This window comes from Lentzea guizhouensis (genome assembly GCF_001701025.1).
Taxonomy (GTDB): domain Bacteria; phylum Actinomycetota; class Actinomycetes; order Mycobacteriales; family Pseudonocardiaceae; genus Lentzea; species Lentzea guizhouensis.
The window spans coordinates 7,844,343-7,867,821 of the sequence record NZ_CP016793.1; the positions used below are offsets into that span (position 1 = coordinate 7,844,343).

Consider the following 23,479-nt stretch of genomic DNA (forward strand, 5'->3'; position numbering starts at 1 on the left):
CGTGGCGCCGCGGGACACCGGGCCCGAAAGCCCTCACAGGAAGCCGAGCGAGGTCACCGGGCCACACCGGACACGAGCGCTGCCAACTGGTCCCCGTACTCGATGCGGTCGACCCAGTCCTCCGGCCACGCCGCCACCCCGTGCGCGGCGCCCGCGAACGCCCCGGCCAGCGCCGCGATCGAGTCGGAGTCGCCGCTGGTCCTCGCGCCCCGCACCAGGCACCGCACCGGGTCGTCGGCGTGCCGGACCGCGCAGTACAGCCCGGTCGCCAGCGCCTCCTCCGCGATCCAGCCCTCCCCGGTGGCCAGGCTCGCGTCCAGGCCGTCGTCGGGTTCCGCGAGGGCGGCCTCCAGCCGTTCGAGGACCTCGGCGCACTCGTCCCAGCCGCGCGCGATGAAGTCGGCGGGTGTCGTCGCCCCCGGAGTGCGCCACAGGGATCCCAGCCACTCCTCCAGGTAGACCGAACGCCGTTCCCGGCAGCGGTCCAGCAACGCGGCGGGCACGTCGGCCAGGTCGTGACCGTCGACCAGCAGCCGGGTCGCGTAGGCGGTGAGCTCGGACGCGGCCAGCGCCGTGGGATGGCCGTGGGTCATCGCGGCCTGCAGCTGCGACACCCCGGCGAGCACGTCGAGGTCCAGGTCCGGCACCAACCCCACCGGTGTCACCCGCATGTTCGCGCCACACCCCTTGGAGCCGGCGACGGTCGCCTCCACCCACGGCTCGCCCTCGGCCAAGCCGCCACACGCGCGCAGGCACGTCATCCCCGGCGCACGGTTGTTCTCCGGGCTGTGCGCCCAGGCCACGAACCGCTCCCGCAGCCGCGGTTCGAGCACGTCGGCGGTGTACCGGTCGACGCCGTGCAGCGCCCACGCCACGGCGAGCGCCATCTGCGTGTCGTCGGTGACCAGGGCGGGGTCGCCCTCCAGGTCGTCCGGCCCGTCGGGACCGAACCGCCGGTCGATCTCCGCGACGGACAGGAACTCCGTCGGCTTGCCGAGCGCGTCCCCGAAAGCCAACCCGTACAACGATCCCGCGACTCGGTCCACGATCCCGACCCTACCGTCGCGGTCGGCTCGGCGACGCCCCGCGGGCCGCGGCGCGTCCGAGGTCGTCAGACTGTCCGGTGTGAACGACACCGCCAGGGAGTTCGCCCGGTTGCGTGCCCTGATCGACAGGCTGCTGCCCCGCACCGCCCCGTTCCTGCCCGGCGCGACCGACCAGGACCTCGACCGGCTCGCCACCGCGACGGGACTCGACCTGCCGGCCGACCTGGTCGCGCTGCTGCGCGTGTCGGCCGGCCAGGACGATCCCCATCAGCTGCACGGCCCGCTCAACTACCACCACTTCCTGACCGTCGACGAGATCATCGACATGCACGCCGTGCTGACCGGCGCGGTCGGCGACCTGGCGACACCCGTCGCGCAACCGAGCTGCTACCGGTGGACCGTGTGGTCGGAGTCCTGGCTGCCGTTCCTCGCGGTCGACGGTGACTGCTACCTGCTGGACCTCAACCCCGGCGACCTCGGCACCGCCGGTCAGGTCGTGTCCCGGCCCAACGTGCCGGACCTGGGCGAGCCGCTGGCGCCGTCGCTGACCGCGTTCCTGGCCCGCGCCGCCGACCTGGTCGAAGCCGGACGGGTCGAGGTCGAGGAGAGCACGCTGGTCCTCCTCGACCTCTACTGATCCGTTCCTCAGATCCGGCCCACACCGGCCCCCGCACGCACCAGCCGTGGCACGTCAGCGGGGTTGTCGAGCGTGTACGGGTAGAACCCGCGCGGTTCCTGCACCGTCCCCGCCGTCTGCGGCGCACCGGAGCCGACGAAGACGTTGTCGCGCTGCACGACCCGGCCGGGACCGCTGTCGCCGTAGCCGACGAGGACCGGGAACGGGACGTTCTCGAAGTAGTTGCCCTCCACCAGCACTCCGGCGTCCATCGTGGAGGCGACGCCGTAGAGCTCGTTTGCCCGGAAGTAGTTGTTGTAGACGTGCACCGGTTCACCGAAGCGCACGCGCGGGTGGCGTTGGCGGGAGCCGTCGAAGAAGTTGTGGTGGATGCTCACCTTCAGCCGGCCCTTGTCGGTGCTCGACGAACCGTCGGAGTGGCCGATCAGCATCGACTTGTCGGTGCCGCGGAACCAGTTCCACGACACGGTGACGTACTCGGCACCCCGGACGATGTCGACGGCACCGTCGACGGCCCCGGAGAACTCGTTGTGGTCGACCCAGATGTGGTGGGAGTTCTGGCCGATGTTGACCGCGTCGTCCTCGGCATCGGTGAAGCGGAGGTTGCGGACGATCACGTTGTAGGAGCGGTAGAAGTCCAGGCCGCCGCCGTTGATGACCGCGGAGCTGCCGAGGCCGACGACCGTCTTGTTCGGACGGACGCCCTGCTTGCTGGAGATGGTGATCGTGCCGGAGACCTGGATGGTCAGCGCGCCGACCGTGTCGATGTAGTCGAGGAACTGTTCGGCGGTGGTCGCGGTGACGACCGTGCCGCCGGCGCCTCCGGTGGTTCCGTTCTGGCCGAGCGCGTTGACGCTCGCGAAGCCGTCGGATCCCACAGCCGCGACGGCCGGGGTGGTGAGGTGGCCCGCGACGAGGGCGCCCGCGGTGCCGGCGAGCAGGGTGCGGCGGGTCATGCGGGAGGTCATCGTGGCTCCTAGAGCTTTCCGGCGCCCGCGCCCGCCGTGACGGTCGCCTTGACGGTGGTGGAGGGGTCCGCGGTGTAGCGGTACGGGATGGCGGCGACGGTGCCGTCGACCTCGCACGGACCAGAGTTGGTGAGCGAGTTGTCGCGGGCCACCAGGCGGCCGGGGTCGGAGTCCGCGTAGCCGCTCTTGGACCAGCACGCCTGCTGCACGTTCTCGAAGACGTTGCCTTCCACCAGCAGACCGGCGTCCATCACCGATGCGATGGCGTAGGAGGAGGAGTTGTTGTTGATGTTGGAGTAGTAGTTGTTGAAGACGTGGACCGTTTCACCGAAACGCACGCGTGGGCTGCGTTCGAAGGTGCGGTCGAACCAGTTGTGGTGGTAGGTGACCCGCAGGTGGCCGCGGTCTTCGCCGCCGTTGCCGTCGGAGTGGCCGACCAGCGAGGTCTTCCAGTGGTTGCGGACGACGTTCCAGGAGACGGTGATGTAGTCGGCGGCGTGCGTGATGTCGAGCATGCCGTCGTAGTAGTCGGGGTCGTTCTCGATGGTGCTGGACATCGTGTTGTGGTCGATCCAGATGTGGGAGGCGTTCTCGATCTGGATCGCGTCGGTGCCGCGCACGCCGCGGATGTTCAGGTTCTGGATGATCACGTTGGCGGGCTTGGCGTCCTCGATGTTGAGGGTGGTGCCGGAGATGCCCGAGCTCGCGCCGACGCCGCGGATGGTCTTGTCCGGTGCGACCTCGACCGTGCCGGAGCCGCTGATCATGCCGCTGACCAGGATGGTCTTGGCGCCTGAGGACTGCGCCTGCGCGCGGAGGTCGGCGAACGTGCTCACGGTGACCGTGGTGCCGCCCGCGCCGCCGGTGGTGCCGCCGGCCTGCGAGGCCCAGCCGACGGGGCCTCCGGGCGGAGGAGGTGTGGTGCCGCCCGCCTCGAAGTCGAGGTGGTCGATGTTGGCGAGGCCGCCGGAGGTGGTGGGGTTGAGCCGGATCGTGTTGGTGCCGGCGCCGACCTGCACGGTCAGCGTCTTGGTCACCCAGGTCGACCACGCACCGGTGCCCTCGAACGACGTGGACTGCGCGGTGGTGCCGTTGACGACGACGTCGGCGGGGCGCGCGGTGGTGGTGCCGTTGGCGAACCGGATGCCGAGCGTCGCGGTGCCCGCCGCCGCGGCGGTCACGGTGAACTGGGCGTAGCCGCTCGTGGCGTTGGTGCCGTTGCAGAAGCCGCTGCCGGTGAAGCCCGTCCAGTTCGAGTCGACCGAGCCGGAGCAGACCGCCGGCGAGCTCTCCGCTTCGTACCGGGTCGGTGCGGCCAGTGCGGTCGAGGACGACACCGCCACCACTGCGCCCGCGAAAAGGCCGACGCAGGCGAGAAGGGATTTTGTGCGCATGGAAGTCTCCGTGGATCCACTCGTCGACAGACAGGGGTATGACGTGATCCTTGAGCGCGCTCGTCAGCACGTTAACGGCAGTGCCGAGAAAGACGCAATGCAGAACACCGGGATGCCACAATGTTCATGCTGGTGAACCGAGGAAATAGCCCGATCTGTTCACGAATGTGATCGGACGGGAAAGACCTGTTCAGGACAGGTTTCTATTCGACAGGCGATGACCTGGGCGTTCGATTGATTCGACAACGCACATCGACTGCGACCATCGGTTGCGAACGTTGACGTCGCCAGAAGAATACTCTTAACATCCCGACGAGACCCCGCCACTGGTCCGACCCGCAAAACCTTTCTCTCAGCGTTGAGAAGTGGAGCCTTCATGCGCATTTCGGAACAGCTCGCGCGCTCGGCGGGGCAACGCCGCGTCCGCGCCGGACTGGTGTCGGGTGGCGCCGTCGTCGCACTGGTCACCACGCTGGCGGCGTGGCCGAGCATCGCCGCGACCGCGAGCGCCGCGGGCACCTACGTGCTGAAGAACGCCGGCAGCGGCCAGTGCCTCGACGCGGGGACGAGCCCGGCGAGCGGAACCCAGCTGCGGCAGCAGGCGTGCGCCGGCCAGGAGTGGGTGCTGACCGAGGTCAGCGGCGGGGTGCGGATCACCGCGGGCGACCTGTGCGTCGGCGTGAGGGACGCGTCGACCAGCGCGGGCAAGCCGGTCCAGCTCGAGTCGTGCACCGGTGCGGCGAGCCAGGTCTGGGCGCTCACCGCGAGCGGCGGCAACCACCGCCTGGTCAACGCCAACGGCGGCAAGTGCCTGAACGTCAAGGACAACTCCACGGCACCAGGAGCGTTGATCCAGACCAACTCCTGCGACAGCGCCGCCACCAAGCAGTGGACGCTCGCCCCGGCCGGCGGTGGCACGACGACCACCACGACCACGACGACCACAACCACCACCACGACCACGGACCCGACGACGACCACGACCGCGCCGCCCGCGAACGCGCTCTACGTGTCACCGACCGGCCGTGACAACGCCACCGGCACGATCTCCGACCCGACGACGCTGACCGCCGCACTCCCCCGCGTCGCGGCGGGCGGCACGATCTTCCTGCGCGGCGGCACGTACAACTTCGCGCAGACGGTGACGATCCCGCCGACCAACAACGGCACGTCCAGCGCGCGCAAGAAGCTGACGGCCTACCAGGGCGAGAAGCCGGTGCTGAACTTCTCGGCGCAGAGCGAGGACCCGGCCAACCGCGGCCTGGCCGTGAACGGCTCCTACTGGCACGTCTACGGCATCATCGTCGAGCGCGCCGGGGACAACGGCATCTTCGTGGGCGGCAGCAACAACATCTTCGAACGCACGATCACCCGGTTCAACCGGGACACCGGCCTGCAGCTCTCCCGGATGCTGTCCACCACCCCGAAGGACCAGTGGCCGGCCAACAACCTCATCCTCAGCGCGGAGTCGCACGACAACGCGGACTCCGACGGCGAGGACGCCGACGGGTTCGCCGCCAAGCTCACCTCCGGCCCCGGCAACGTGTTCCGCTACGCCGTGGCGCACAACAACATCGACGACGGCTGGGACCTCTACACCAAGTCCGACACCGGTCCGATCGGCGCCGTCACCATCGAGGACTCGCTGGCGTACAAGAACGGCACCCTGAGCAACGGCGGCCAGGCCGGCAACGGCGACCGCAACGGGTTCAAGCTCGGCGGCGAGGACATCGGCGTCAACCACACCGTCACCCGCACCATCGCCTACGACAACGGCAAGCACGGCTTCACCTACAACCGCAACCCCGGCTCCATGACCGTGTCGAGCAACCTCAGCATCGACAACGACGAGCGCAACTTCTCGTTCGACGCGGGCAGCTCGGTGTTCCGCGGCAACACGTCCTGCCGCAGCAGCAGCGGCAGCAACGACAAGGTGGTCGGCAACTCCGACTCGACCAACCAGTTCTGGTCCGGCAGCAACGGTTCGCGGTGCGCCAACCACACCGGCGCCCTCGGCTGGTCGTTCGCCTCCGACGGCAAGCTGGTCGTCACCCTCGGCGGCAAGACCGTCGCATTCTGACCGCCGCCACCCATCCAGGCCGGGTCAGCACGTCAGCCGTGCTGACCCGCCTTGTCGTCATGCGGAGCCGAGCGGGATGCGCACCCGCACGTCGTCGAGGCCGGCGAGGGGCCACGCGACCACCAGGTCGAGCACGTCGTCCTCCGGGCGCTGCACGGTGAGCTCCCGGAGGGAAGAGAACCTCTGATCTCCCCCGGAGGCCACCCCTCCACCGTGCCGGATCCAGTGGGCCTCATGTCCCCGGACGACGGCCACCGAGGCACCGGGGCCCCTCGTCCGGATGTTCACCGGGTCGCGCACCGGCGGCGCGGAGGGGAACGCGTTCTCGTTCACCACGTCCGCGAGATGACCTGTGGCGACGCAGTGGAGCTCCAGCGACAGCAACGAGTCCACGGCGGTCAGGCGGGTGAGCACCACGGCGGCGCGGTGGTCGCGCCGGTGCAGCACGCGGGGTGGCGCGGCGATCGTGCCCGCCTCGATCGCCGGCGGGTCGTGGCCGCGGTCGACGTGGTGGGTCAGCCCTTCCGGCACCGGGCGGACGTCCAGTGGTGCCCGCCAAATCGAGGTCGTGGTCTGCTCGACGGTGGTCCGGTCGGGCAGCGGCACGGTGAGGACCGTTTCCGGGAAGCCGATCTCCGGCCACGCGAGCACGAGCGACATCTCGTCGAACGTCGGCGGGAACCGGAACAGCGCTCGATGACTGGGTCCGGACGTGCCGCCGAAGTGGTCGCCGCTGCCGGAGGAGCCGGAGATGGCGAACTCCCAGTGCGCGTGGCCGGTCTCGTCGAGCCGGGCCACGCGCAGGTCGAGACCCTCGTCGTAGGCCGGCAGCAACCGGCGGGGCGCGGGCTGGACCGGCCCGCCCGCGCGGATGTCCCGCTGGCGTTCAGTCGTGTCACGACGGTCCAGCGGGCGGCGGGCCAGCAGTTCGACCTCGAAGGCCGAAAGCCAGGACGTCGCGCGCACGACGCCAACGGTCAGTTCCGGGCGGCGCACCAGCAGGCCGCCCGGATGTGCCACAGCACCGAGAGTGTGCGTCGTGTCCACCGACCCACCATCTCACGCCGTGTGCCGGGTCCGTCCGATGTTCAGCCGGACCTCGTCCCGGTCTGCACCCGCTCGTCGTACTCGCGCTGGCACCGCTGGATCTGGGCGCTGTGCTCGACGGTCCAGCCGTAGAGCCGGCAGAACGGCTCCCGCAGCGACTCTCCCATCGGCGTCAGCGAGTACACGACCCCGACCGGTGAGGTCGGCAGCACCGTGCGTTCGACCATCCCGTTGCGCTCCAGCCGTCGCAGCGTCTGCGTGAGGACCCGCTGCGTCACGCCGTCGAGCCGGCGCTTCAGCTCGTTGAACCTGGTCGGTCGTTCCAGCACCGCCATGGCCATCATCGACCACTTGTCGGCGATCTGGTCGAGGATCGGCCGGCTCGGGCAGTCGGCGCTGAAGACGAGCGCAGGAGCCTCGGCGTCCGCCACGGTGGTGTCCTCCAGCATCCCTGGTGTCCCGCGAGTGCGTTCTTGACGAGGCTAGCACCGCATTTGACCCTAGGTATGCATCGAATACCTAGGAACGGATCTTCCATGACCTTCTCGACGCTGCGCACCGCCACCCAGGACGGCGTGCTCACGGTCGTCCTCGACAACCCACCGGTGAACGCCCTGAGCGCCACGATGATGCGCGAGCTGCGGGACCTGCTGAGCCGGCTGGACGCCTCCGTGAAGGTGGTCGTCTTCGAGAGCGCGAACCCCGAGTTCTTCATCGCGCACGTGGACATGCACATCCTCGACCAGCAGGACCTCCTGGAAGAGCTCGCCGCGTCCACCCCACCGGGCCTGAACATCTTCCAGCACACCGGCGAGCTGCTCCGGCACCTGCCTCAGATCTCGATCGTCAAGCTGGCCGGCAAGGCCCGCGGCGGAGGCGCGGAGCTCGTGGCCGCCGCCGACCTGGCGTTCGCGGCGGAGGAGACCGCGGGCCTCGGGCAGGTCGAGGCGCTCATGGGCATCACACCCGGCGGTGGCGCCACCCAGTACCTGCTCGATCGCGTGGGCCGCAACCGCGCACTGGAGCTGGTCCTCGCCGGCGAGCTCGTCGACGCCAGGACCGCGGCGGCCTACGGGTGGATCAACCGGGCTCTGCCCGCCGCCTCGCTCGACGCCCACGTCGCCCAAGTCGCGCGGACCATCGCCTCACTCGCCGACGGTGTGGTCGCCGCTGCCAAGCGGGCGTTGCCGCCGGCGGACCTCGCGGCCGGGTTGGCGGTGGAGGACGACGCGTGGGCGTCGCTGGTGACGCGTCCGGCTGCCCGGAGGCTCATGAGCGAGGCGCTCAGGGCGGGTGCGCAGACCGTGGACGGGGAACGGGATCTTGAAGGGCTGATGCGGCGCATCGCCTGAAGGGAGCCCAGCCGCAGCCGACCTGGACGGCAGAAGAGCGGTCCCCGACTCGGCGACGTCAGGCCTTGCGACGGCGCGGTGCCGCCGACCGGGGCGGAGCGGCCCGCATGTGGTCGCGCACCGGTGCCAGCAGGTCGGCCAGCCGGTGGACGTCGTCGCGGGAGAGCGGTTCGAAGAGCAGACCGCTGACCACCTCGACATGGCCCGGCAGCACGGCCGCGAGCAGGGTGCGGCCGGCGTCGGTGATGGTGACCGTGACGCTGCGCTCGTCGTCCGCGGAGGGGGCGCGTTCGACGAGGCCCGCCTTCTCCAGCAGGCCGACCTGGTAGGTGAGGCCGCTGCGGCTGTAGACGACGCCGTCGGCCAGGTCGGTCATGCGGTGGCTGCCCGTGGGTGAGTCGCCGAGCCGCGCGAGCAGCTGGAACTGCACGTAGCTCAGGTCGCCCGCTTCCTTGAGCTGCTGCTCGACGGCGTGCCGGAGCAGGCTGGTGACCTCGACGAGGGCGAAGTAGGCCCCGAGCTGGACGGGGTCGAGCGACGGCGGCGAGTCGGGCATGGGCGGAGTCTACTGCTTCGAATTTGAAGGAGAGCCAGGGCAGCGCTGAGCACAGGTGAGCAGTGCCGGGCGTGGTGATCGGGCAGCGGCGGGCACGAAGGTCGACAAGCAGATGACGTTCACACCGAGCACGAGGACGGCCTTGAGCATCCCCCACCTCGCCCAGCGGGAAGACCAGCAGCAGCTCGAGTGGATCGGCGGGAGCGTGTTCAGCGTCCTGCTCGACTCCGAGACCACCGGCGGGCAGCTGACCGTCGGGCGTTTCGACGCGGAACTCGGCGAGGCGCCGCCGTGGCACATGCACAACAACGAGGACGAGGTCTTCCTCCTGCTGTCCGGAACCGCGTTGGTGTGGGTCGGCGAGGAGGAACACGAACTGCGCGAGGGAGGCATCGTCTTCCTGCCCCGCCGCATCCCGCACTCCTACCGGATCACCTCCGAGAAGGCCGACCTCCTGCTCATCTCGACTCCGGGCGGACTGGAGAAGATGTTCCGTCACGCGGGTCGTGACCTGCGCGAACCGCGCCCGGAGGGGTTCGGGATCCCGCAGTCGTTGCTCGCGGAGGCCGCCGAGCTCTCCGGCAACGTCGTCCTGGGCCCACCCCGCTGACGCGTGCCGCACGTCACTTTGCTTCGAATTCGAAGCAGGTCTAACGTAGATCCCAGTTGCTTCAAGTTCGAAGCAAGACGCAAGAGCGGAGAGTTCCGATGAAGGCAGTGCGCTTCCACGAGTTCGGCGGCCCCGAGGTCCTGCGGTACGAGGACGTGCCGCAGCCCGTTCCCGCGACCGGCGAGGTCCTGGTCAAGGTAGCGGCCACGACGTTCAACCCGGTCGAGGGCAACATCCGCAAGGGGGTCATGCAGGGCCCCATCCCCGTCGAGCTGCCGCACACGCCGGGTCTCGACGTGGCCGGCACGGTCGAGGTGCTGGGCGAGGGCGTCGAGGGCTTCGCGGTCGGGGACGAGGTCGTCGGGTTCCTGCCGATGACCAAGCCCGGTGCCGCGGCCGAGTACGTCATCGCACCGGCGGCCGCGCTGACCCCGGCGCCCAAGGGCGTTCCGCTCGCCGACGCCGCCGCGCTGCCGGTGGTCGGGCTGACCGCCTACCAGGCGCTCTTCGACCACGGTCAGCTGAAGGCCGGGCAGCGCGTCCTCGTCAACGGCGCGGGCGGGCCGGTCGGCGGGTACGCCGTCCAGCTGGCCAAGGGCGCCGGTGCCCACGTCATCGCCACGGCCAGCCCGGCCAGCGCCGAGGCCGTGCGGACCGCGGGAGCCGACGAGGTCGTCGACCACACCACCACCAGCGTGCTCTCGGCGGTGACCGAGCAGGTCGACGTCGTGCTCAACCTCGCGCCGGTCGACCTGGCGGTGCTGGCCGAGCTGGTCACGCTGGTCCGTTCCGGCGGGGTCGTCGTCAACACGACGATCTGGATGCCGGCACCGACCGACGAGGACCGCGACGTGCGCGGCGTCAACCTCTACGTCCGCAGCGACGCCGAGCAGCTGGCGAAGCTGGTGGCGCTGGTCGACTCCGGTGACCTGCGGGTCGACGTCGCCCAGCGGGTGCCGCTCACCGACCTGCCGGAGGTCCACGTCCAGGCCGCGGCGGGCGCGGTCCGCGGCAAGGTCGTCTTCCTCGTCCCCGGCGCCTGACCCCGCTCGTCATCGGTGCCGGCGCAGCACCGGAGGCCCCTCACCGCGTGACAGCACGACGCCGTCGGCGATCACCTCGCCGGGGCGCCGTGCCGCGCCAGTCGTGGACCGCACCGGGGAGGCGACCTGACGGCGCGCAAGCCCACGGTCTACGACGTCGCCGAGCGCACCGGGTGTCGATCGCGACGGTGTCGTCCGCCTTCAGCCAGCCGGACCGGGTGCGCCCCAAGACGCTGGACACCGTGCTGGCCGCCGCCGCGGACGTGGGGTACGTGCCGAACGTCAACGCCCCTGGACTGGCCAAGGGCCGCACCGGGGCGCGTTCAGCTGGTGAGGCCGAGCGCCGTCAGCACGTCGACCACCTCCCGGCGGGCGGCCTCGTCCAGTCCGCGCAGGGGACGCGGCAGGTTCGGCTCCCCCGTCAGCCCGAGGTGGGACGCGGCGGCGGACATGACGCGCAGACTGCCGTGGCGGCGGAACAACGTCCACAGCGGTTCGAGCTCCTCGGACAACCCCGCGGCCGTCCCCGCCTGTGCGGCACGGGTGATCGCGAGGGCCGTCGACGGGAACGTGCCGCCGAGGACCGAGTACCAGACGTCCGCGCCGGCGGTCAGGCCACCGGCGGCCGTCCAGTCCCCGCTGACGCCGATCGTGACCGTGCCGGGAACGAGGGCCCGCAGCGCGTCGATCCGCGCCTGCGCCGGGCCGGGCACGCCGGGAACCTTGATCGAGCCGACGTTCGGGAGCTGGGCGATCCGGCCGTGCAGCTCGTCGCTGAACCGCACGTGCGTGGTGCCGGGGTTGTCGTAGACGCACAACGGCACCGAGAGCTCGCGGGTCACGTCCGCGAACAGGCCGAACACCTCGTCGTCGGTGAGCGGCTGGTAGGTCATCGGGGCGAGCAGCACGGCGGACACCCCGGCGTTCTGCGCGTCTTCGGCCAGCGCGAGGACGTGTGAGGTGCGCAGCGCACCGATGCCCGCCATGACGGGTGTTCCACCGGCGGCCTCGACCGCGATCTTCACGGCGTGTGCCCGTTCCTCGCGCGTGAGGTAGGCGTAGCCGCCGGTGGAACCGAGCGCACCGATGGAGTCGACGCCGGCCGCCGCGACACGGGCGACGAGTCGGGCGTACGAGTTGCTGTCGATGCCGTCCTCACCGGTGGGCGTGAGCGGGAACGCACTGAGGCCGTGGAACACGGTGACTCCTTTGTGAGCAACGGGAAAACGGTGTCAGCTCGTGCGCAGACCGGCGACGACGGCGGCGAGCTCGGCGGCGAACGCCTCGGCCTGCCGCGCGGTGATGGTGGAGCTGGTGACCCGGATCGCCTCTCCGGCGGCGGACGGGTCGCGGACGAAGAGGTGACCGGGACGCACGGCCCATCCCCTGTCCGCCAGGCCTTGGACGACCGCGCGGCTGTCCACGTCGAGCTCGACCCAGACGTTCAGCCCGTCCGGCCGGTCCAGCACCTCGAACCCGTTGGCGCGCAACCGGTCGATGAGCAGGCCGCTGCGCTGTGCGTAGGCCTCGCGGGCGCGTTCGTGGAGCTCGTGCACGGCCGGGTCGAGCAGCAGCGTGCGGGCGGTGTGCTGCAACAGGTGGCTGACCCACGTCGTGCCCGTGCTCAACCGGGTCTCCAGGCGGGTCGCGCTCTCCTCGTCGGTGGCGACCAGTGCCAGCCGCAGGTCGGGGCCGAGGAACTTGGACAGCGACCGCACCAGCGCCCACCGCGCCGTGGTCGCGGGGGTGATCCGGTGGTACGGCCGGGCCGAGACGGCCGAGAAGTGGTCGTCCTCGACCACCAGCACCCCGGGGTGTTCAGCGAGGACCGCGCGCAGGTCGGCGGCCCGTTCCGCGGTCAGGCTGGCGCCGGTCGGGTTGTGCGCCCGCGGGGTGCAGACGACGGCGCGGGCGCCGCCTTCGAGAGCCGCCCGGAGTGCGTCGGGTCGCATGCCGGCGGTGTCGACCGGGACCGGTGCGGGCTGGTACCCGTTGAGCCGCAGGGTGCCGATGCTCGCGAGGAAGCAGGGTTCCTCGACGGCCACGGCGTCGCCGCGGGTGAGGTGGGCGTTCAGGAGCCGTTCGGTGGCGTCGACCGCGCCGTGGGTGACCAGGGTGCGGAACGGTTGGTCGACGTCCTCGGCGAAGTCGGCGGACGCCCAGCCGGCCAGCGCCTCGTCGACGGCGGGCGCGCCGTAGAGCGGCGGGCGGTACCGCCCGGCGTGCGTCGCGGCCAGGAGGTCCGGCAGCAGCGCCGGGTCGGGGTTGCCGCTGGCCAGGTCGACCGATGCGCCGCCGCACCGGCACCCTCGCGGCGAGCTGGGAACCGCGGCGACGACCGTGCCACCACGTCCCCTGGTCTCGGCGACCCCGGCCTCGACCAGCCGCCGGTACGCCAGCGCGACGGTGTTCCGGTTGACCCCCAGCTCGGCCGCGAGCGCGCGCACCGGCGGCAGCACGGTCCGCGGCGCGAGCTCACCCGAAGCGACCTGGTCCCGCACGCTGCCGGCGATCTCCGCCGCCGTCGCACCGCTGATCGGCACGTGACCACCCCCGCGGGCGACCGTAGCATTTGTCCTAGGACAAAGCTACGAGCCGTTGCCGAGGAACCTCAGCAGCTCCGCGGTCACGAACTCCGGGTTCTCCTCGACCAGCCAGTGCCCCGCGCGAGGGACGTCCACCGCCCGCACGATGTTCGTCATGCGGGTGGCTGCGATGGTGCGGATCGGGTCGATCTGCCCCTGCGCGGCGAGCACCAGCGCAGGCGTCGTGACGGGTGCGGCGGCCGTGGTGTCGCGGACGTCGCGGTCGATCGTGCGGTAGAGGTCGAAGCCGCCGGACAGCACCGCGGGCCTGCGGTAGGTGCGGGCGTACTCGTCGATCTCGGCGTCGCTGAACGGCGACCGGTCCGCGGTACCGCCGAAAGCACTGCCGCCGAAGGAGACCTGCGGGTAGAACAACGCCAGGTAGTCGCGGACGTCGTTGCCCACCACGGTTTCCGGCACGCGCGGCTGCATGTGGAAGGCGATGTGCCAGCTCAGCGAACGGTAACCGGCGGCGTCGACCGCCGGGCCGGGCAGCGGGAGGTCCAGATAGCCCAGCCGCGCGGTGTCGTCCGGGAACTGGGCGGCGTACTGGAACGCCACGGCGGCGCCGAGGTCGTGGCCCACGACGCCGGCGTCGCGCACGCCGAGCTTGACCATCAGGGAGTGGACGTACCGGGCGAGGGTGGCCTTGTCGTAACCCGTGGGCGCACCGGTGCTGTCACCGAGGCCGGGCAGGTCGACGGCGTAGACGGTGTGGTGCTCGGCGAGCGCGGGCATGATCTGCCACCAGCCGTACCAGGTCTGCGGCCAGCCGTGCAGGAGCACGACCGGAGTGCCCTTTCCCCCTGCCACGTAATGCATCCGCACGCCGTCCACGTCGGCGAACTCATGCCGGAACGTGCGGGCGAACGCGGGGTCGTGCTGGGTTGCGGCGGCGTGCTCGGGCACTTCGGCCGGTGGTGTGGCGCAGGCGGTGACGAGGACGAGAACGAGGGCAAGAGCACGGATCATGCCGTGAAGTCTCGTCCCGCAACTGCCGAACTGGCACGGGAACTTGCCGGAACAGCAAGCCCGTCGATCAGGCCTGGAGCAGTGCGCGCAACCCGTCCCGGTCAGCCGGCAGACCGGCCCGGCGCAGCCACAGCATCCTGTTCGCGATCGAGCCCCAGCACCGGTCGTTGTCCACCACCGCGGTGAGGAAACGCCGCTGCGACTCGGACAGCCGATCGGCGGGACCACCGCGGAACGCCCTGTGCAACAGCGGTCCCCAGTCGGCGTCCACTGTGTACTCGTTGGTCATCCGCGCGACCGCCACGGCCTCGTCGACGATCTCGTCGAACTCGGTCGTCCGCCGCAGCAGTGCCTTGATCAGCTGGAACCGCAGCTTCCCTTCGAGCTGGGGCGGTTGTTCACCCAGCAGGTCGTCCGCCGCCGCGGGGTCGCGCAACGCCAACCGGACCTCGGTGAGGGCGGCCGGGTCGTCGTCGTACGCGGTGGTGACGGCCGCGCACGCCCGCACACCGGGGTGCTCGTCGGTGAGCAGGGCCGGGATGCCCCAGCCGCCCAGGCTCAGCGCGATGCCCGCACGCTCCACCGGGGACGCGTCCTTCGCCGCGCGCAGCAACCGGTCGGCCACGTCGGCTCGCCGCCCGGCGAGCTCGTCCGCCTGCAGCAGGTGCGCCACGGCACCGGTGGCCGCCTGGCGCACGGCCGGGCCGGTGTCGTCCAGGAACGGCGCGACCCGGTCGAAGAGGCCCGGCAGGAGGGCCCGGCCGGCCACCCACGGGTCGTCGTCCTCGTCCTCCTCGTCGTCTTCGTCGTCCCACGTGAGCGACTCCGCGAACGAACCGAGCCACTCCAGCAGAGCGGCGCGCAGCGGGCGTTCCCCGCCGTCCCACGGCAGAGCGCTCTCACACGGGACGCCCACCCGCCGGTCGTCGAGGACCGCCGCCACGAACTCGGCCGCCGGCAGGGTCGCCGAGTAGACCGACCCCTGGTGCAGCATGGCCGCGTCGAGGAAACCGAGCGCGTCCCCGCAGGCCTCCTCGTCCTCGCTGAGCAGGGCGGACAGTTGGGCCGGGGCGTCAGAGGCGGGACCGTAAGCGTGTTCCAGGTCGTCCCAGCCGGTGTCCCGCAAGATCACTTCCGGAGTGCGCACGGCGGCATCATGTCAGGCAAATGCCTCTTGATCGGTCCACCCCCGTCAGGCCAGGGTGTGTTCCAGCACCTGAACGGCCCTCGCAAGCCAACGTTGTCAGACGAGGAGATCGGATGCGGAAACGCGCGACAGTCATACCCCTGCTGGCACTACTAGGGCTCGTCATGCCCGCACCGGCCATCGCCCAGCCGACCGACACGGTCGTGTCCGGGCAGGCCCGGTTCCAGATCCTCTCCCCCACCCTGGTCCGCACGGAGTACGCCGGTGACCGGCGCTTCGAGGACGCGGCCACTTACAACGTTGTAAACCGCAGCTTTCCCCGTACGGCCTACCGTTCCCGCACGGAGAACGGCTGGCTCGTCATCACCACCTCGGCGCTGACCCTGCGCTACCGGGTCGACTCCGGCCCGTTCCGCGCGGACAACCTCGAGCTCAAGACCGCCGATGGCACGACGGCCTCCCCGTGGCGGCGGGTGGTCTGCGCGACCGGGCAGGTCTGCGACGTCGAGGACCAGCAGCGCGAGGGCATGCTCATCGCCGCCGACCACCCCGGTCACACCGGCTACGGGTTCGCCGCCGGGTTTCAGTACCTCAACAACGGCGTCACGGCGACGGTGCGCGCCACCGCGGCGGGCAGGCACCGCATCGCCGTCCGGTACGCCAACGGGCAGGGCGGCGACGGCAAGCACGAGAGCCGCACGCTCTCGCTCAGCGTCGACGGCAAGGCGGCACAGCAGGTGACGCTGCCGGCGACCGCGGACTGGCGCGACTGGCGGGTGGTCGAGACCGAGGTCGACCTCACCGCGGGCGAGCACCGCGTCGCGCTCACCCGAGGAGCGGCGAACACCGGCAACGTCAACGTTGACAGCCTCGCGCTGCTCACCCCCGGCCAGGCGTTCCCAGCCGAGCGGGCGATCGACGACTGCCGCTTCGGCACCACCTGCGAGGCGGAGAACGGCACGACCAACGCGGACATCGCCGACGAGCACGCCGGGTTCGCGGGCAACGGGTTCGTCGCCGAGCTGGTCGGCGGCACGCGGATCGGCCAGCGGGTCAGCGGGGTCCCGGCGGCGGGCACCTACGCGGTCCAGCTGCGCTACGCCAACGGGCAGGGCGGCGACGGCAAGCACGAGCCGCGCACGGTGTTCCTGAACGGCCAAGCGGTCACGTTGCCGGTGACGGCGAACTGGGCGACGTGGGGCACGGTCACCGCGCAGGTCCCGTTGCCGGCCGGCACGTCCGACCTCAGCCTGACCTGCCCGGCCACCGGCTGCCACGTCAACGTCGACACCATCGGCGTCGCCTCGACCACGCAGCACCTGCAGCTCGGCGGCTACCGCCGTTCGCTCGACGGCTACACCGGCAACGACGGCCCGCCGCGGCTGTACGCCGGTCTGCTGCACCGCGACGGCTGGTACCTGCTCGACGACACGACCTCCGCGCTGCTGAACAAGACCACGCGTCCCGACCGCGGCGCGCAGGCCTACCAGGACGGGTACGTGTTCGGTTACGGCCAGGACTACAAGACCGCGCTCGGCGATCTCGCACGGCTCACCGGCGGGTCGAAGCTGCTGCCCAGCTGGGCGTACGGCGTCTGGTACTCCGAGTACATCGACCGGACCGCGGCCGACTTCCGCGACCGGATCCTGCCCGCGTTCCGCGAGCACGGCGTGCCGCTGGACGTCCTGGTGATCGACACGGACTTCAAGGCGCACAACGCGTGGAACGGCTGGCGGGTCGACCCGGCGAAGTTCCCGGCCGACTTCCAGGACTGGGTGCACGGTCAGGGCCTGCACAGCACGCTCAACATCCACCCGAGCATCCAGGCCGACGACCCGGACTTCGCCCTCGCGCAGGCCACCGCCAAGGGCAAGCTCACCAAGAGCGGCAGCCGCAACGGCGTGGACAGCTACGTGTTCGACTGGGGCGACCCGGACCAGCTGCGCGCCTACCTGGACCTGCACCGGCCGATGCAGACCGACTTCTGGTGGCTCGACTGGTGCTGTGACGGTTCCGGTTCGTCGCAGCGGGGCGTCACGCCGGACACGCTGATCAACGAGGAGTACGCGAAGCTGTCCACTCTGGACCGCGGGTTCGCGTTCTCCCGCGGCTACGGCTCTTTGCAGGCGGGCGGCTACAGCGGTGCCGGTCCGCTGCCGACCGGGCCGTGGGCGGAGAAGCGCCACACCCTGCACTTCACCGGCGACACCTCGTCGACGTGGGGCGCGATGAAGGGCACCATCGGCCTCACCTCGGCCGAGGGCGTGGCGACCGGCATGTCGAACATCAGCCACGACATCGGTGGCCACAACGACACCACCGGCCTGCGCGGCTCGGAGACCTACCTCGACAACGGCCAGGTCCGCTACACCACCAAGCTGCCGGACGACCTGTACGCCCGGTGGGTGCAGCTGGGCGCGTTCCAGCCGATCACCCGCCTGCACAGCAACCACGGCGACCGCCTGCCGTGGCAGTACGGGCCGGCGGCGCAGGCCTCGGCGACGAAGTTCCTGAACCTGCGTGAACGCCTGGTGCCCTACCTCTACACGCTGGCGGAGCAGGCGAGCCAGACCGGTGTGCCGATGGTGCGGCCCGCGTACCTGGAGTACCCGAACGCCCCGGAGGCTTACTCCACTGTGGACACGCAGTTCCTGCTGGGGCCGGACGTGCTCGTCGCGCCGATCACCACGCCCGGTGAGGTCGGCGAGACGCGGGTGTGGTTCCCGCCCGGTCAGTGGACCGACTACTTCACCGGTCGCGTGTACCAGGGCAACAGCTGGACGACCGTCAGCGCAGGCTGGGACACCATGCCGGTGTTCCTGCGATCCGGCGGACTGGTCGTGGAACGCACCGAGAACGTCGCCAACGACGCGCAGAGCAAGGCCGGCTCGCTGACCGTGCACGTGACGGAGGGCGCGAAGGGCGAGTTCACGCTGTTCGAGGACGACGACCGCAAGCTGTCGGCCCGCACCCGGATCACCCAGGAGAACGGCAAGGTGACCGTGCACCCGGCGCGCGGCTGGTTCCCCGGCAAGGTGGCCAAGCGGGACTGGACGGTCGTCGTGCACAAGGCCGACGGCACCACCAAGACCGTTCAGGCGATGGCGAAGTCGGCGCACCAGCGGGTGGTGATCGACATCCGCTGACCGTTCGTGGAGGTCAGTCTTCCGGCACCCAGTCCAGGAGACGGACCTTCGCGACCGTCTGGACGTGTCTACGCATGGCCGTCGCCGCCTTCTTCGGTTCACCGGCGGCGATGGCCTCGTAGATCGCCGTGTGCTGCGCCAGCGACCGGGACGGACGGCCCGGCTGGCGCAGCGACTCGGTGCGGCTCTCGGTGATCTGGGTGGCGATGGTCTTCATGAAGTCGGCGAGCAGCGAGCTGTGCGCCGCGGCGGTGACGGCGGCGTGGAACCGGCGGTCCCCTTCCACGCCGAAGCCGCCGGCGGCGATCTCGTCGCGCATGAAGTCCAGCGCCGCCCGGATCGCCTCCAGCTCGGCCTCGGTGCGGCGTTCGGCGGCGAGCTCGGCCAGCTTGGTCTCCATCGCCTCGCGGGCCTCCAGCACGTCGGGGAGGCGCTTGCGGCGTTCGACGAGCTGCTCGACCGGCTCCACGTCCAGGGTGTCGCGGACCAGGTAGGTGCCGCCGCCGTGGCGGGCCTCGACCAGGCCCTGGACCTCCAGCACCACGATGGCCTGCTTGACCGACGCGCGGCTGACGCCGAGGCTGGCGGCGAGGTCGCGTTCGGCCGGGAGCTTGTCGCCCGCCTTGAGGCCCGCTTCCGCCACGTAGGCGCGCAGGCGTTCGAGCACCTGCTCGTACAGGCGGGACTTCACCATCGGCCGCAGTGCCTCGGACATCGGTCCAGGTTACCGGTCAAGTGGCTCAGCCACTAGGCCACCTCTTGACAGCCGGTGGACGGAGGGCGGAAAGTGGCTCAGCCACTTGGCCACTGACTCCACCTCGGACAGCCCCAACGACGGGAGCCCCGCATGTCCGCCGAACTGATCTCGATACTCGTGCTGGTCGTGGTGTTCGTGATCGCCACGACCCGGTCCATCAACATGGGCGCGCTCGCGTTCGCCGCGGCCTTCGGGGTCGGCACGCTGGTCGCGGACATGAAGGCCGACGACATCTTCAAGGGCTTCCCCGGCTCGCTGTTCGTGGTGCTGGTGGGCGTGACGTTCCTGTTCGCCATCGCCCGCGCCAACGGCACCACGGACTGGTTGGTGCACATGGCGATCCGGCTGGTGGGCGGGCGGATCGCGCTGATGCCGTGGGTGATGTTCGCGATCACCGGTGTGCTGACCGCGATCGGCGCGGTGAGCCCGGCGGCGGTGGCCATCATCGCGCCGATCGCGATGGGGTTCGCGGCCAAGTACAAGATCAGCCCGCTGCTGATGGGCGTCATGGTGGTGCACGGCGCGCAGGCAGGCGGGTTCTCCCCCATCAGCATCTACGGCACCATCGTGAACGGCATCGTGGCCAAGGAAGGCCTGCCGGGCAACGAGGTCGTGCTGTTCCTGGCGAGCCTCGTGGTGAACCTGCTGATCGCGGCCGTGGTGTTCGTGGTGTGCGGCGGGTTGAAGCTCGCGCGGCAGCCGGTGGAGGCGCCGGCTTTGGTGCGCACCGGTGCGGATGACGGCGGGAGTGGCGGGGCGAACGGTGGCAGCGGCGGTGCGAGCGGCGACGACGCGGTGGCGACCGAGGAGCGCGTCCGGCTCACCGCGCCGCGGATCGCCACCCTGGTCGGCCTCGTCGCCCTCGTGGTGGGGGCGCTGGGCTTCGACCTCGACGTCGGCCTCGCCGCGATCACCGTGGCGGTGCTGCTGAGCGTGGTGTGGCCGGAGCAGAGCAAGCTCGCGATCAACCAGATCACCTGGCCGACCGTGCTGCTGATCTGCGGCATCCTCACCTACGTGGCCGTGCTGCAGTCGATGGGCACGATCAAGTGGGCCGGCGATTCCGTCGCGGGCGTCGGTGCTCCGCTGATCGCCGCGCTGCTGATCTGCTACATCGGTGCGATCGTGTCGGCGTTCGCCTCGTCGGTCGGCATCATGGGCGCGCTCATCCCGCTGGCGGTGCCGTTCCTGCTGCAGGGCGAGGTCAGCGCGGTCGGGTTGATCGCGGCGCTCGCGGTGTCGGCGACGGTGGTCGACGTGAGCCCGTTCTCCACCAACGGCGCACTTGTGCTGGCCGGTGCGCAGGACGTGGACCGCGACAGGTTCTTCAAGCAGCTCATGGTCTACGGCGGGATCATGGTCGCGGCGGCGCCGCCGCTGGTCTGGCTCGCCCTCGTCGTCCCCGGAATCTGGTGAGTGCCTTGCTCTCGTCGTCCTCGAACCGCGTCGCGCTCCGCTTCGGCGACCAGACCCTGACCCACGCCGAGCTGACGTCGTGCGCCGGTGCCCTCGCGCGCCGGCTCGCCGGACTGCCCAGGGTGGCGGTCTGGGCCACCCCGACGATCGAGACGTGCGTGGCGGTCGTCGCGTCCCTGCTCGCCGGAGTGCCCGCCGTGCCGCTCAACCCGAAGGTGGGGGAACGGGAACTCGCGCACATCGTCTCGGACAGCGCGCCGGCCGCGGTGCTCGTGGCGCCCGGTGCCGAGCTGCCATCGGGCTTGCAGTCGGTGCCACGGCTCGACGTGACCCTCGGCGGTGCTTCCGCCGAGACGTTCGCCGAGCCGGGTGACGAAGCGCCCGCGTTGATCGTCTACACCTCGGGCACGACCGGCTCGCCGAAGGGCGTGGTGCTGCCGCGCCGGGCGCTGACGTCCACGTTGGACGCCGTGGCCGACGCGTGGGACTGGACCGCCGACGACGTGCTGGTGCACGCGTTGCCGCTGTTCCACGTGCACGGCCTGATCCTCGGCGTGCTGGGGCCGTTGCGGCGTGGCGGGACCCTCGTGCACCTGGGCAAGTTCTCGACCGCCGGGCTCACCGAGGCGCTGGCCGGTGACGCGACGATGATGTTCGGCGTTCCGACGATGTACCACCGCATCGCCGAGGAGGTCGGCTCGAACCCCGCGCTGGCCGAGGCGCTGCGGGGCGCGCGGGTGCTGGTGTCGGGCTCGGCGGCGTTGCCGGTGCGCGACCACGAGCGGATCGCCGCCGCCACCGGGCAACGGGTCGTCGAGCGCTACGGCATGACCGAGACGCTGATGAACACCAGCGTCCGTGCCGACGGCGACCGCAAACCGGGCGCGGTCGGCGTGCCGTTGCGCGGTGTCGAGGTGCGGCTGGTCGACGACAGCGGCGCCGTCCTGGACGAGACCGGTGCCGTGGGCGAGATCCAGGTGCGCGGCCCGAACCTGTTCACCGAGTACCTCAACCGCCCGGACGCGACGGCCGAGGCGTTCGCGGACGGCTGGTTCCGCACCGGCGACGTCGGCACGCGCGATCCCGACGGCCACTACCGGATCGTCGGCCGCAAGGCCACGGACATCATCAAGAGCGGCGGCTACAAGATCGGCGCGGGCGAGATCGAGAACGCCCTGCTGGAACACCCGGCCGTCAAGGAGGTGGCGGTGACCGGTGAGCCCGACGACGACCTGGGCGAGCGGATCGTCGCCTGGGTCGTGCCCTCCGGTCCAGCGCCCTCCGAACGCGAGCTGGCCGACCACGTCGCCCGGCTGCTCACCCCGCACAAGCGCCCGCGGCGGGTGCGGTTCGTGGAGTCGTTGCCGCGCAACGACATGGGCAAGGTGATGAAGCGTGCCCTCGGGACGTGAGCCGGCCAGGGCGCTGATCGCGGCGGTCACCGGGTCGTCGGCGGGGTCGTTCACCGAGCTGCCCGACGACCTGCCCGGGGTCTCGGACGGCCCGCTCGGGTGGCCCGGCTACGGCTCCGCGCTGACCGCCGCCGCGGACCGCACCGGCGAACGCGAGTCCGTCGTGTGCGGCGTCGCGTCGATCGGCGCTGTGTCCGCGGTGGTCGTGGCGTTCGAGTTCGGCTTCCTCGGCGGCTCGCTGGGCACCCGCACCGGCACGCGGATCGAGGCAGCTTTCGCGCATGCCCGCTCGGCGCGGTTGCCGGTGGTGTCGCTGGTGGCGACCGGCGGCAGCCGCATGCAGGAGGGCACGCCCGCGCTCACCCAGCTGCAACGGATCGCGCGCAGCTCGCGTTGACCCGCGCCGCCGGTGTGCCGCACGTGTCGGTGCTGCGTGATCCGTGCACCGGCGGCGGCTGGGCCACGCTCGGGGCGGGCGCCGACGTCGTGCTGGCCTGGAGGGCGCGCAGGTGGGGTTCGCCGGCTCACGGGTGCGGCCGCCGGGGTACACCGTGGCCCAGCAGTTCGAGGCCGGTTCGGTCGACCAGCTGGTGGCGTTGCCCGACCTGCGGGCACGCCTGGAGCGCTGGCTGCTCCTGCTCACCACACCCGCCACCGGCCCGGCTCCCGTACCGGCGGCCCTGGGCTCGCTGACGTTGCCGGACACCGGCTGGGACGCGGTCGAACGGGCCCGCGCCCCCGGCCGCCCACGCGCCGCCGACTACCTCACCGCCTACTTCGACTGGCACGAACCGATCAGCGGCGACCGCTGCGGTGGCGTGGATCCGGGCGTGCTGTGCGGTTTCGGGTTGGTTTCGGGTCTGCCCGTCGCCTACGCGGCCCAGTGCGGCACCCCCACCCGGCCCGCGGGCTTCCGCACGGCAGCCCGGCTGGTGCGACTGGCCGACCGGCTCGGCATCCCGGTGCTGACGCTGGTGGACACGCCCGGTGCCGCCAACGACCTCGCCGCGGAACAGGCGGGCGTCGGCCCGGCGATCGCGGACATGTTCACGGCGGTCGCGTCGGCTGGTGTTCCGATCACCACGTTGCTGATCGGTGAGGGCGGATCCGGTGGGGCGCTGGCGTTCGCGGCGCCGGACCGGACGTGGGTGACGCCGGACAGCTACCTCGCGGTGATCTCGCCGGAGCTGGCGGCGGCGATCCTGAAGCGCGACCCGGAGCAGGCGCGGGAGACGGCGGACCAGCTGCGGTTGCGGCCGCAGGACCTGGTGGAGCTCAAGATCGCGCGAGGCATCGCGGACCGCTCCTGAC

19 protein-coding genes and 1 pseudogene are annotated in these 23,479 nt (G+C 71.1%); 9 read left to right on the forward strand and 11 right to left on the reverse strand.

Going from position 1 to position 23,479, the window contains the following annotated elements; all coding sequences use genetic code 11:
* Window positions 1–53 precede the first annotated feature (53 nt).
* On the reverse strand, window positions 54–1,046 hold the full coding sequence (locus BBK82_RS37740; protein WP_237047788.1) for an ADP-ribosylglycohydrolase family protein: 993 nt from the start codon (window positions 1,044–1,046) through the stop codon (window positions 54–56).
* A gap of 79 nt (window positions 1,047–1,125) precedes the next feature.
* On the opposite strand from BBK82_RS37740, the gene BBK82_RS37745 reads away from it, so the two are divergent.
* Window positions 1,126–1,683 (forward strand): SMI1/KNR4 family protein, encoded by a 558-nt coding sequence (locus BBK82_RS37745; RefSeq protein ID WP_170068033.1) that lies wholly within the window; start codon window positions 1,126–1,128, stop codon window positions 1,681–1,683.
* Between the two features lie 8 nt (window positions 1,684–1,691).
* Here the strand turns inward: BBK82_RS37745 and BBK82_RS37750 are convergent, their stop codons facing one another.
* Together BBK82_RS37750 and BBK82_RS37755 are read right to left on the reverse strand one after the other, a co-directional pair.
* Window positions 1,692–2,651: a pectate lyase family protein gene (locus BBK82_RS37750; RefSeq protein WP_065919216.1), complete on the reverse strand. Its 960-nt coding sequence runs from the start codon at window positions 2,649–2,651 to the stop codon at window positions 1,692–1,694.
* Between the two features lie 8 nt (window positions 2,652–2,659).
* Window positions 2,660–4,045, reverse strand: a complete 1,386-nt coding sequence (locus BBK82_RS37755; RefSeq protein WP_071812757.1) for a pectate lyase family protein — start codon at window positions 4,043–4,045, stop codon at window positions 2,660–2,662.
* Window positions 4,046–4,421: 376 nt separating this feature from the next.
* Between BBK82_RS37755 and BBK82_RS37760 the strand changes: the two genes are divergently transcribed.
* Window positions 4,422–6,125 carry an RICIN domain-containing protein gene (locus tag BBK82_RS37760; RefSeq protein ID WP_065919218.1) on the forward strand — a complete coding sequence of 568 codons (1,704 nt, stop codon included), beginning with the start codon at window positions 4,422–4,424 and terminating at the stop codon, window positions 6,123–6,125.
* Between the two features lie 57 nt (window positions 6,126–6,182).
* On the opposite strand, the gene BBK82_RS37765 is transcribed toward BBK82_RS37760, so the two are convergent.
* Window positions 6,183–7,172: a hypothetical protein gene (locus BBK82_RS37765; RefSeq protein WP_154697745.1), complete on the reverse strand. Its 990-nt coding sequence runs from the start codon at window positions 7,170–7,172 to the stop codon at window positions 6,183–6,185.
* A gap of 41 nt (window positions 7,173–7,213) precedes the next feature.
* Entirely contained in the window at window positions 7,214–7,621 is a 408-nt protein-coding gene (locus BBK82_RS37770) for a winged helix-turn-helix transcriptional regulator (protein WP_065919220.1), read from the reverse strand.
* Between the two features lie 87 nt (window positions 7,622–7,708).
* Between BBK82_RS37770 and BBK82_RS37775 the strand changes: the two genes are divergently transcribed.
* On the forward strand, window positions 7,709–8,524 hold the full coding sequence (locus BBK82_RS37775; RefSeq protein WP_065919221.1) for an enoyl-CoA hydratase/isomerase family protein: 816 nt from the start codon (window positions 7,709–7,711) through the stop codon (window positions 8,522–8,524).
* A gap of 58 nt (window positions 8,525–8,582) precedes the next feature.
* On the opposite strand, the gene BBK82_RS37780 is transcribed toward BBK82_RS37775, so the two are convergent.
* A complete protein-coding gene (locus BBK82_RS37780) occupies window positions 8,583–9,080 on the reverse strand; it encodes a MarR family winged helix-turn-helix transcriptional regulator (protein WP_065919222.1) in 498 nt (165 codons plus the stop codon).
* Between the two features lie 55 nt (window positions 9,081–9,135).
* On the opposite strand from BBK82_RS37780, the gene BBK82_RS37785 reads away from it, so the two are divergent.
* Both BBK82_RS37785 and BBK82_RS37790 read left to right on the forward strand, forming a co-directional pair.
* Window positions 9,136–9,690: a cupin domain-containing protein gene (locus BBK82_RS37785; RefSeq protein ID WP_237047789.1), complete on the forward strand. Its 555-nt coding sequence runs from the start codon at window positions 9,136–9,138 to the stop codon at window positions 9,688–9,690.
* Window positions 9,691–9,788: 98 nt separating this feature from the next.
* Entirely contained in the window at window positions 9,789–10,733 is a 945-nt protein-coding gene (locus BBK82_RS37790) for an NADP-dependent oxidoreductase (protein WP_065919223.1), read from the forward strand.
* A 323-nt stretch (window positions 10,734–11,056) separates the two neighbouring features.
* On the opposite strand, the gene BBK82_RS37795 is transcribed toward BBK82_RS37790, so the two are convergent.
* The 4 genes from BBK82_RS37795 to BBK82_RS37810 form a co-directional block, all read right to left on the reverse strand.
* Window positions 11,057–11,932 carry a dihydrodipicolinate synthase family protein gene (locus tag BBK82_RS37795; RefSeq protein WP_065919224.1) on the reverse strand — a complete coding sequence of 292 codons (876 nt, stop codon included), beginning with the start codon at window positions 11,930–11,932 and terminating at the stop codon, window positions 11,057–11,059.
* Window positions 11,933–11,965: 33 nt separating this feature from the next.
* A complete protein-coding gene (locus tag BBK82_RS37800; protein ID WP_065919225.1) occupies window positions 11,966–13,276 on the reverse strand; it encodes an aminotransferase class I/II-fold pyridoxal phosphate-dependent enzyme in 1,311 nt (436 codons plus the stop codon).
* Between the two features lie 45 nt (window positions 13,277–13,321).
* Window positions 13,322–14,290: an alpha/beta fold hydrolase gene (locus BBK82_RS37805; RefSeq protein WP_065919226.1), complete on the reverse strand. Its 969-nt coding sequence runs from the start codon at window positions 14,288–14,290 to the stop codon at window positions 13,322–13,324.
* A gap of 67 nt (window positions 14,291–14,357) precedes the next feature.
* Window positions 14,358–15,437, reverse strand: coding sequence for a HEAT repeat domain-containing protein (locus tag BBK82_RS37810; RefSeq protein WP_154697746.1), 1,080 nt, complete (start codon window positions 15,435–15,437; stop codon window positions 14,358–14,360).
* Between the two features lie 113 nt (window positions 15,438–15,550).
* On the opposite strand from BBK82_RS37810, the gene BBK82_RS37815 reads away from it, so the two are divergent.
* Entirely contained in the window at window positions 15,551–18,583 is a 3,033-nt protein-coding gene (locus BBK82_RS37815; RefSeq protein ID WP_071812758.1) for a TIM-barrel domain-containing protein, read from the forward strand.
* A 13-nt stretch (window positions 18,584–18,596) separates the two neighbouring features.
* Here the strand turns inward: BBK82_RS37815 and BBK82_RS37820 are convergent, their stop codons facing one another.
* Entirely contained in the window at window positions 18,597–19,298 is a 702-nt protein-coding gene (locus BBK82_RS37820; protein ID WP_065919229.1) for a FadR/GntR family transcriptional regulator, read from the reverse strand.
* A gap of 132 nt (window positions 19,299–19,430) precedes the next feature.
* On the opposite strand from BBK82_RS37820, the gene BBK82_RS37825 reads away from it, so the two are divergent.
* The 3 genes and pseudogenes from BBK82_RS37825 (at window position 19,431) to BBK82_RS37835 (ending at window position 23,478) form a co-directional block, all read left to right on the forward strand.
* Entirely contained in the window at window positions 19,431–20,756 is a 1,326-nt protein-coding gene (locus BBK82_RS37825) for an SLC13 family permease (RefSeq protein ID WP_065919230.1), read from the forward strand.
* On the forward strand, window positions 20,753–22,168 hold the full coding sequence (locus BBK82_RS37830; RefSeq protein ID WP_418287467.1) for an acyl-CoA synthetase: 1,416 nt from the start codon (window positions 20,753–20,755) through the stop codon (window positions 22,166–22,168). The genes BBK82_RS37825 and BBK82_RS37830 overlap by 4 nt, the downstream gene beginning before the upstream one ends.
* Window positions 22,152–23,478: pseudogene (locus BBK82_RS37835) on the forward strand (carboxyl transferase domain-containing protein). The gene BBK82_RS37830 and the pseudogene BBK82_RS37835 overlap by 17 nt, the downstream one beginning before the upstream one ends.
* Window position 23,479 lies beyond the last annotated feature (1 nt).

Coding starts and splice junctions, on each gene's coding strand:
- BBK82_RS37780 (WP_065919222.1), bottom strand. CDS start 9,080: ATGCCCGACTCGCCGCCGTCGCTCGACCCCGTCCAGCTCGGGGCCTAC.
- BBK82_RS37775 (WP_065919221.1), top strand. CDS start 7,709: ATGACCTTCTCGACGCTGCGCACCGCCACCCAGGACGGCGTGCTCACG.
- BBK82_RS37770 (WP_065919220.1), bottom strand. CDS start 7,621: ATGCTGGAGGACACCACCGTGGCGGACGCCGAGGCTCCTGCGCTCGTC.
- BBK82_RS37805 (WP_065919226.1), bottom strand. CDS start 14,290: ATGATCCGTGCTCTTGCCCTCGTTCTCGTCCTCGTCACCGCCTGCGCC.
- BBK82_RS37825 (WP_065919230.1), top strand. CDS start 19,431: ATGTCCGCCGAACTGATCTCGATACTCGTGCTGGTCGTGGTGTTCGTG.
- BBK82_RS37750 (WP_065919216.1), bottom strand. CDS start 2,651: ATGACCTCCCGCATGACCCGCCGCACCCTGCTCGCCGGCACCGCGGGC.
- BBK82_RS37815 (WP_071812758.1), top strand. CDS start 15,551: ATGCGGAAACGCGCGACAGTCATACCCCTGCTGGCACTACTAGGGCTC.
- BBK82_RS37755 (WP_071812757.1), bottom strand. CDS start 4,045: ATGCGCACAAAATCCCTTCTCGCCTGCGTCGGCCTTTTCGCGGGCGCA.
- BBK82_RS37790 (WP_065919223.1), top strand. CDS start 9,789: ATGAAGGCAGTGCGCTTCCACGAGTTCGGCGGCCCCGAGGTCCTGCGG.
- BBK82_RS37820 (WP_065919229.1), bottom strand. CDS start 19,298: ATGTCCGAGGCACTGCGGCCGATGGTGAAGTCCCGCCTGTACGAGCAG.
- BBK82_RS37760 (WP_065919218.1), top strand. CDS start 4,422: ATGCGCATTTCGGAACAGCTCGCGCGCTCGGCGGGGCAACGCCGCGTC.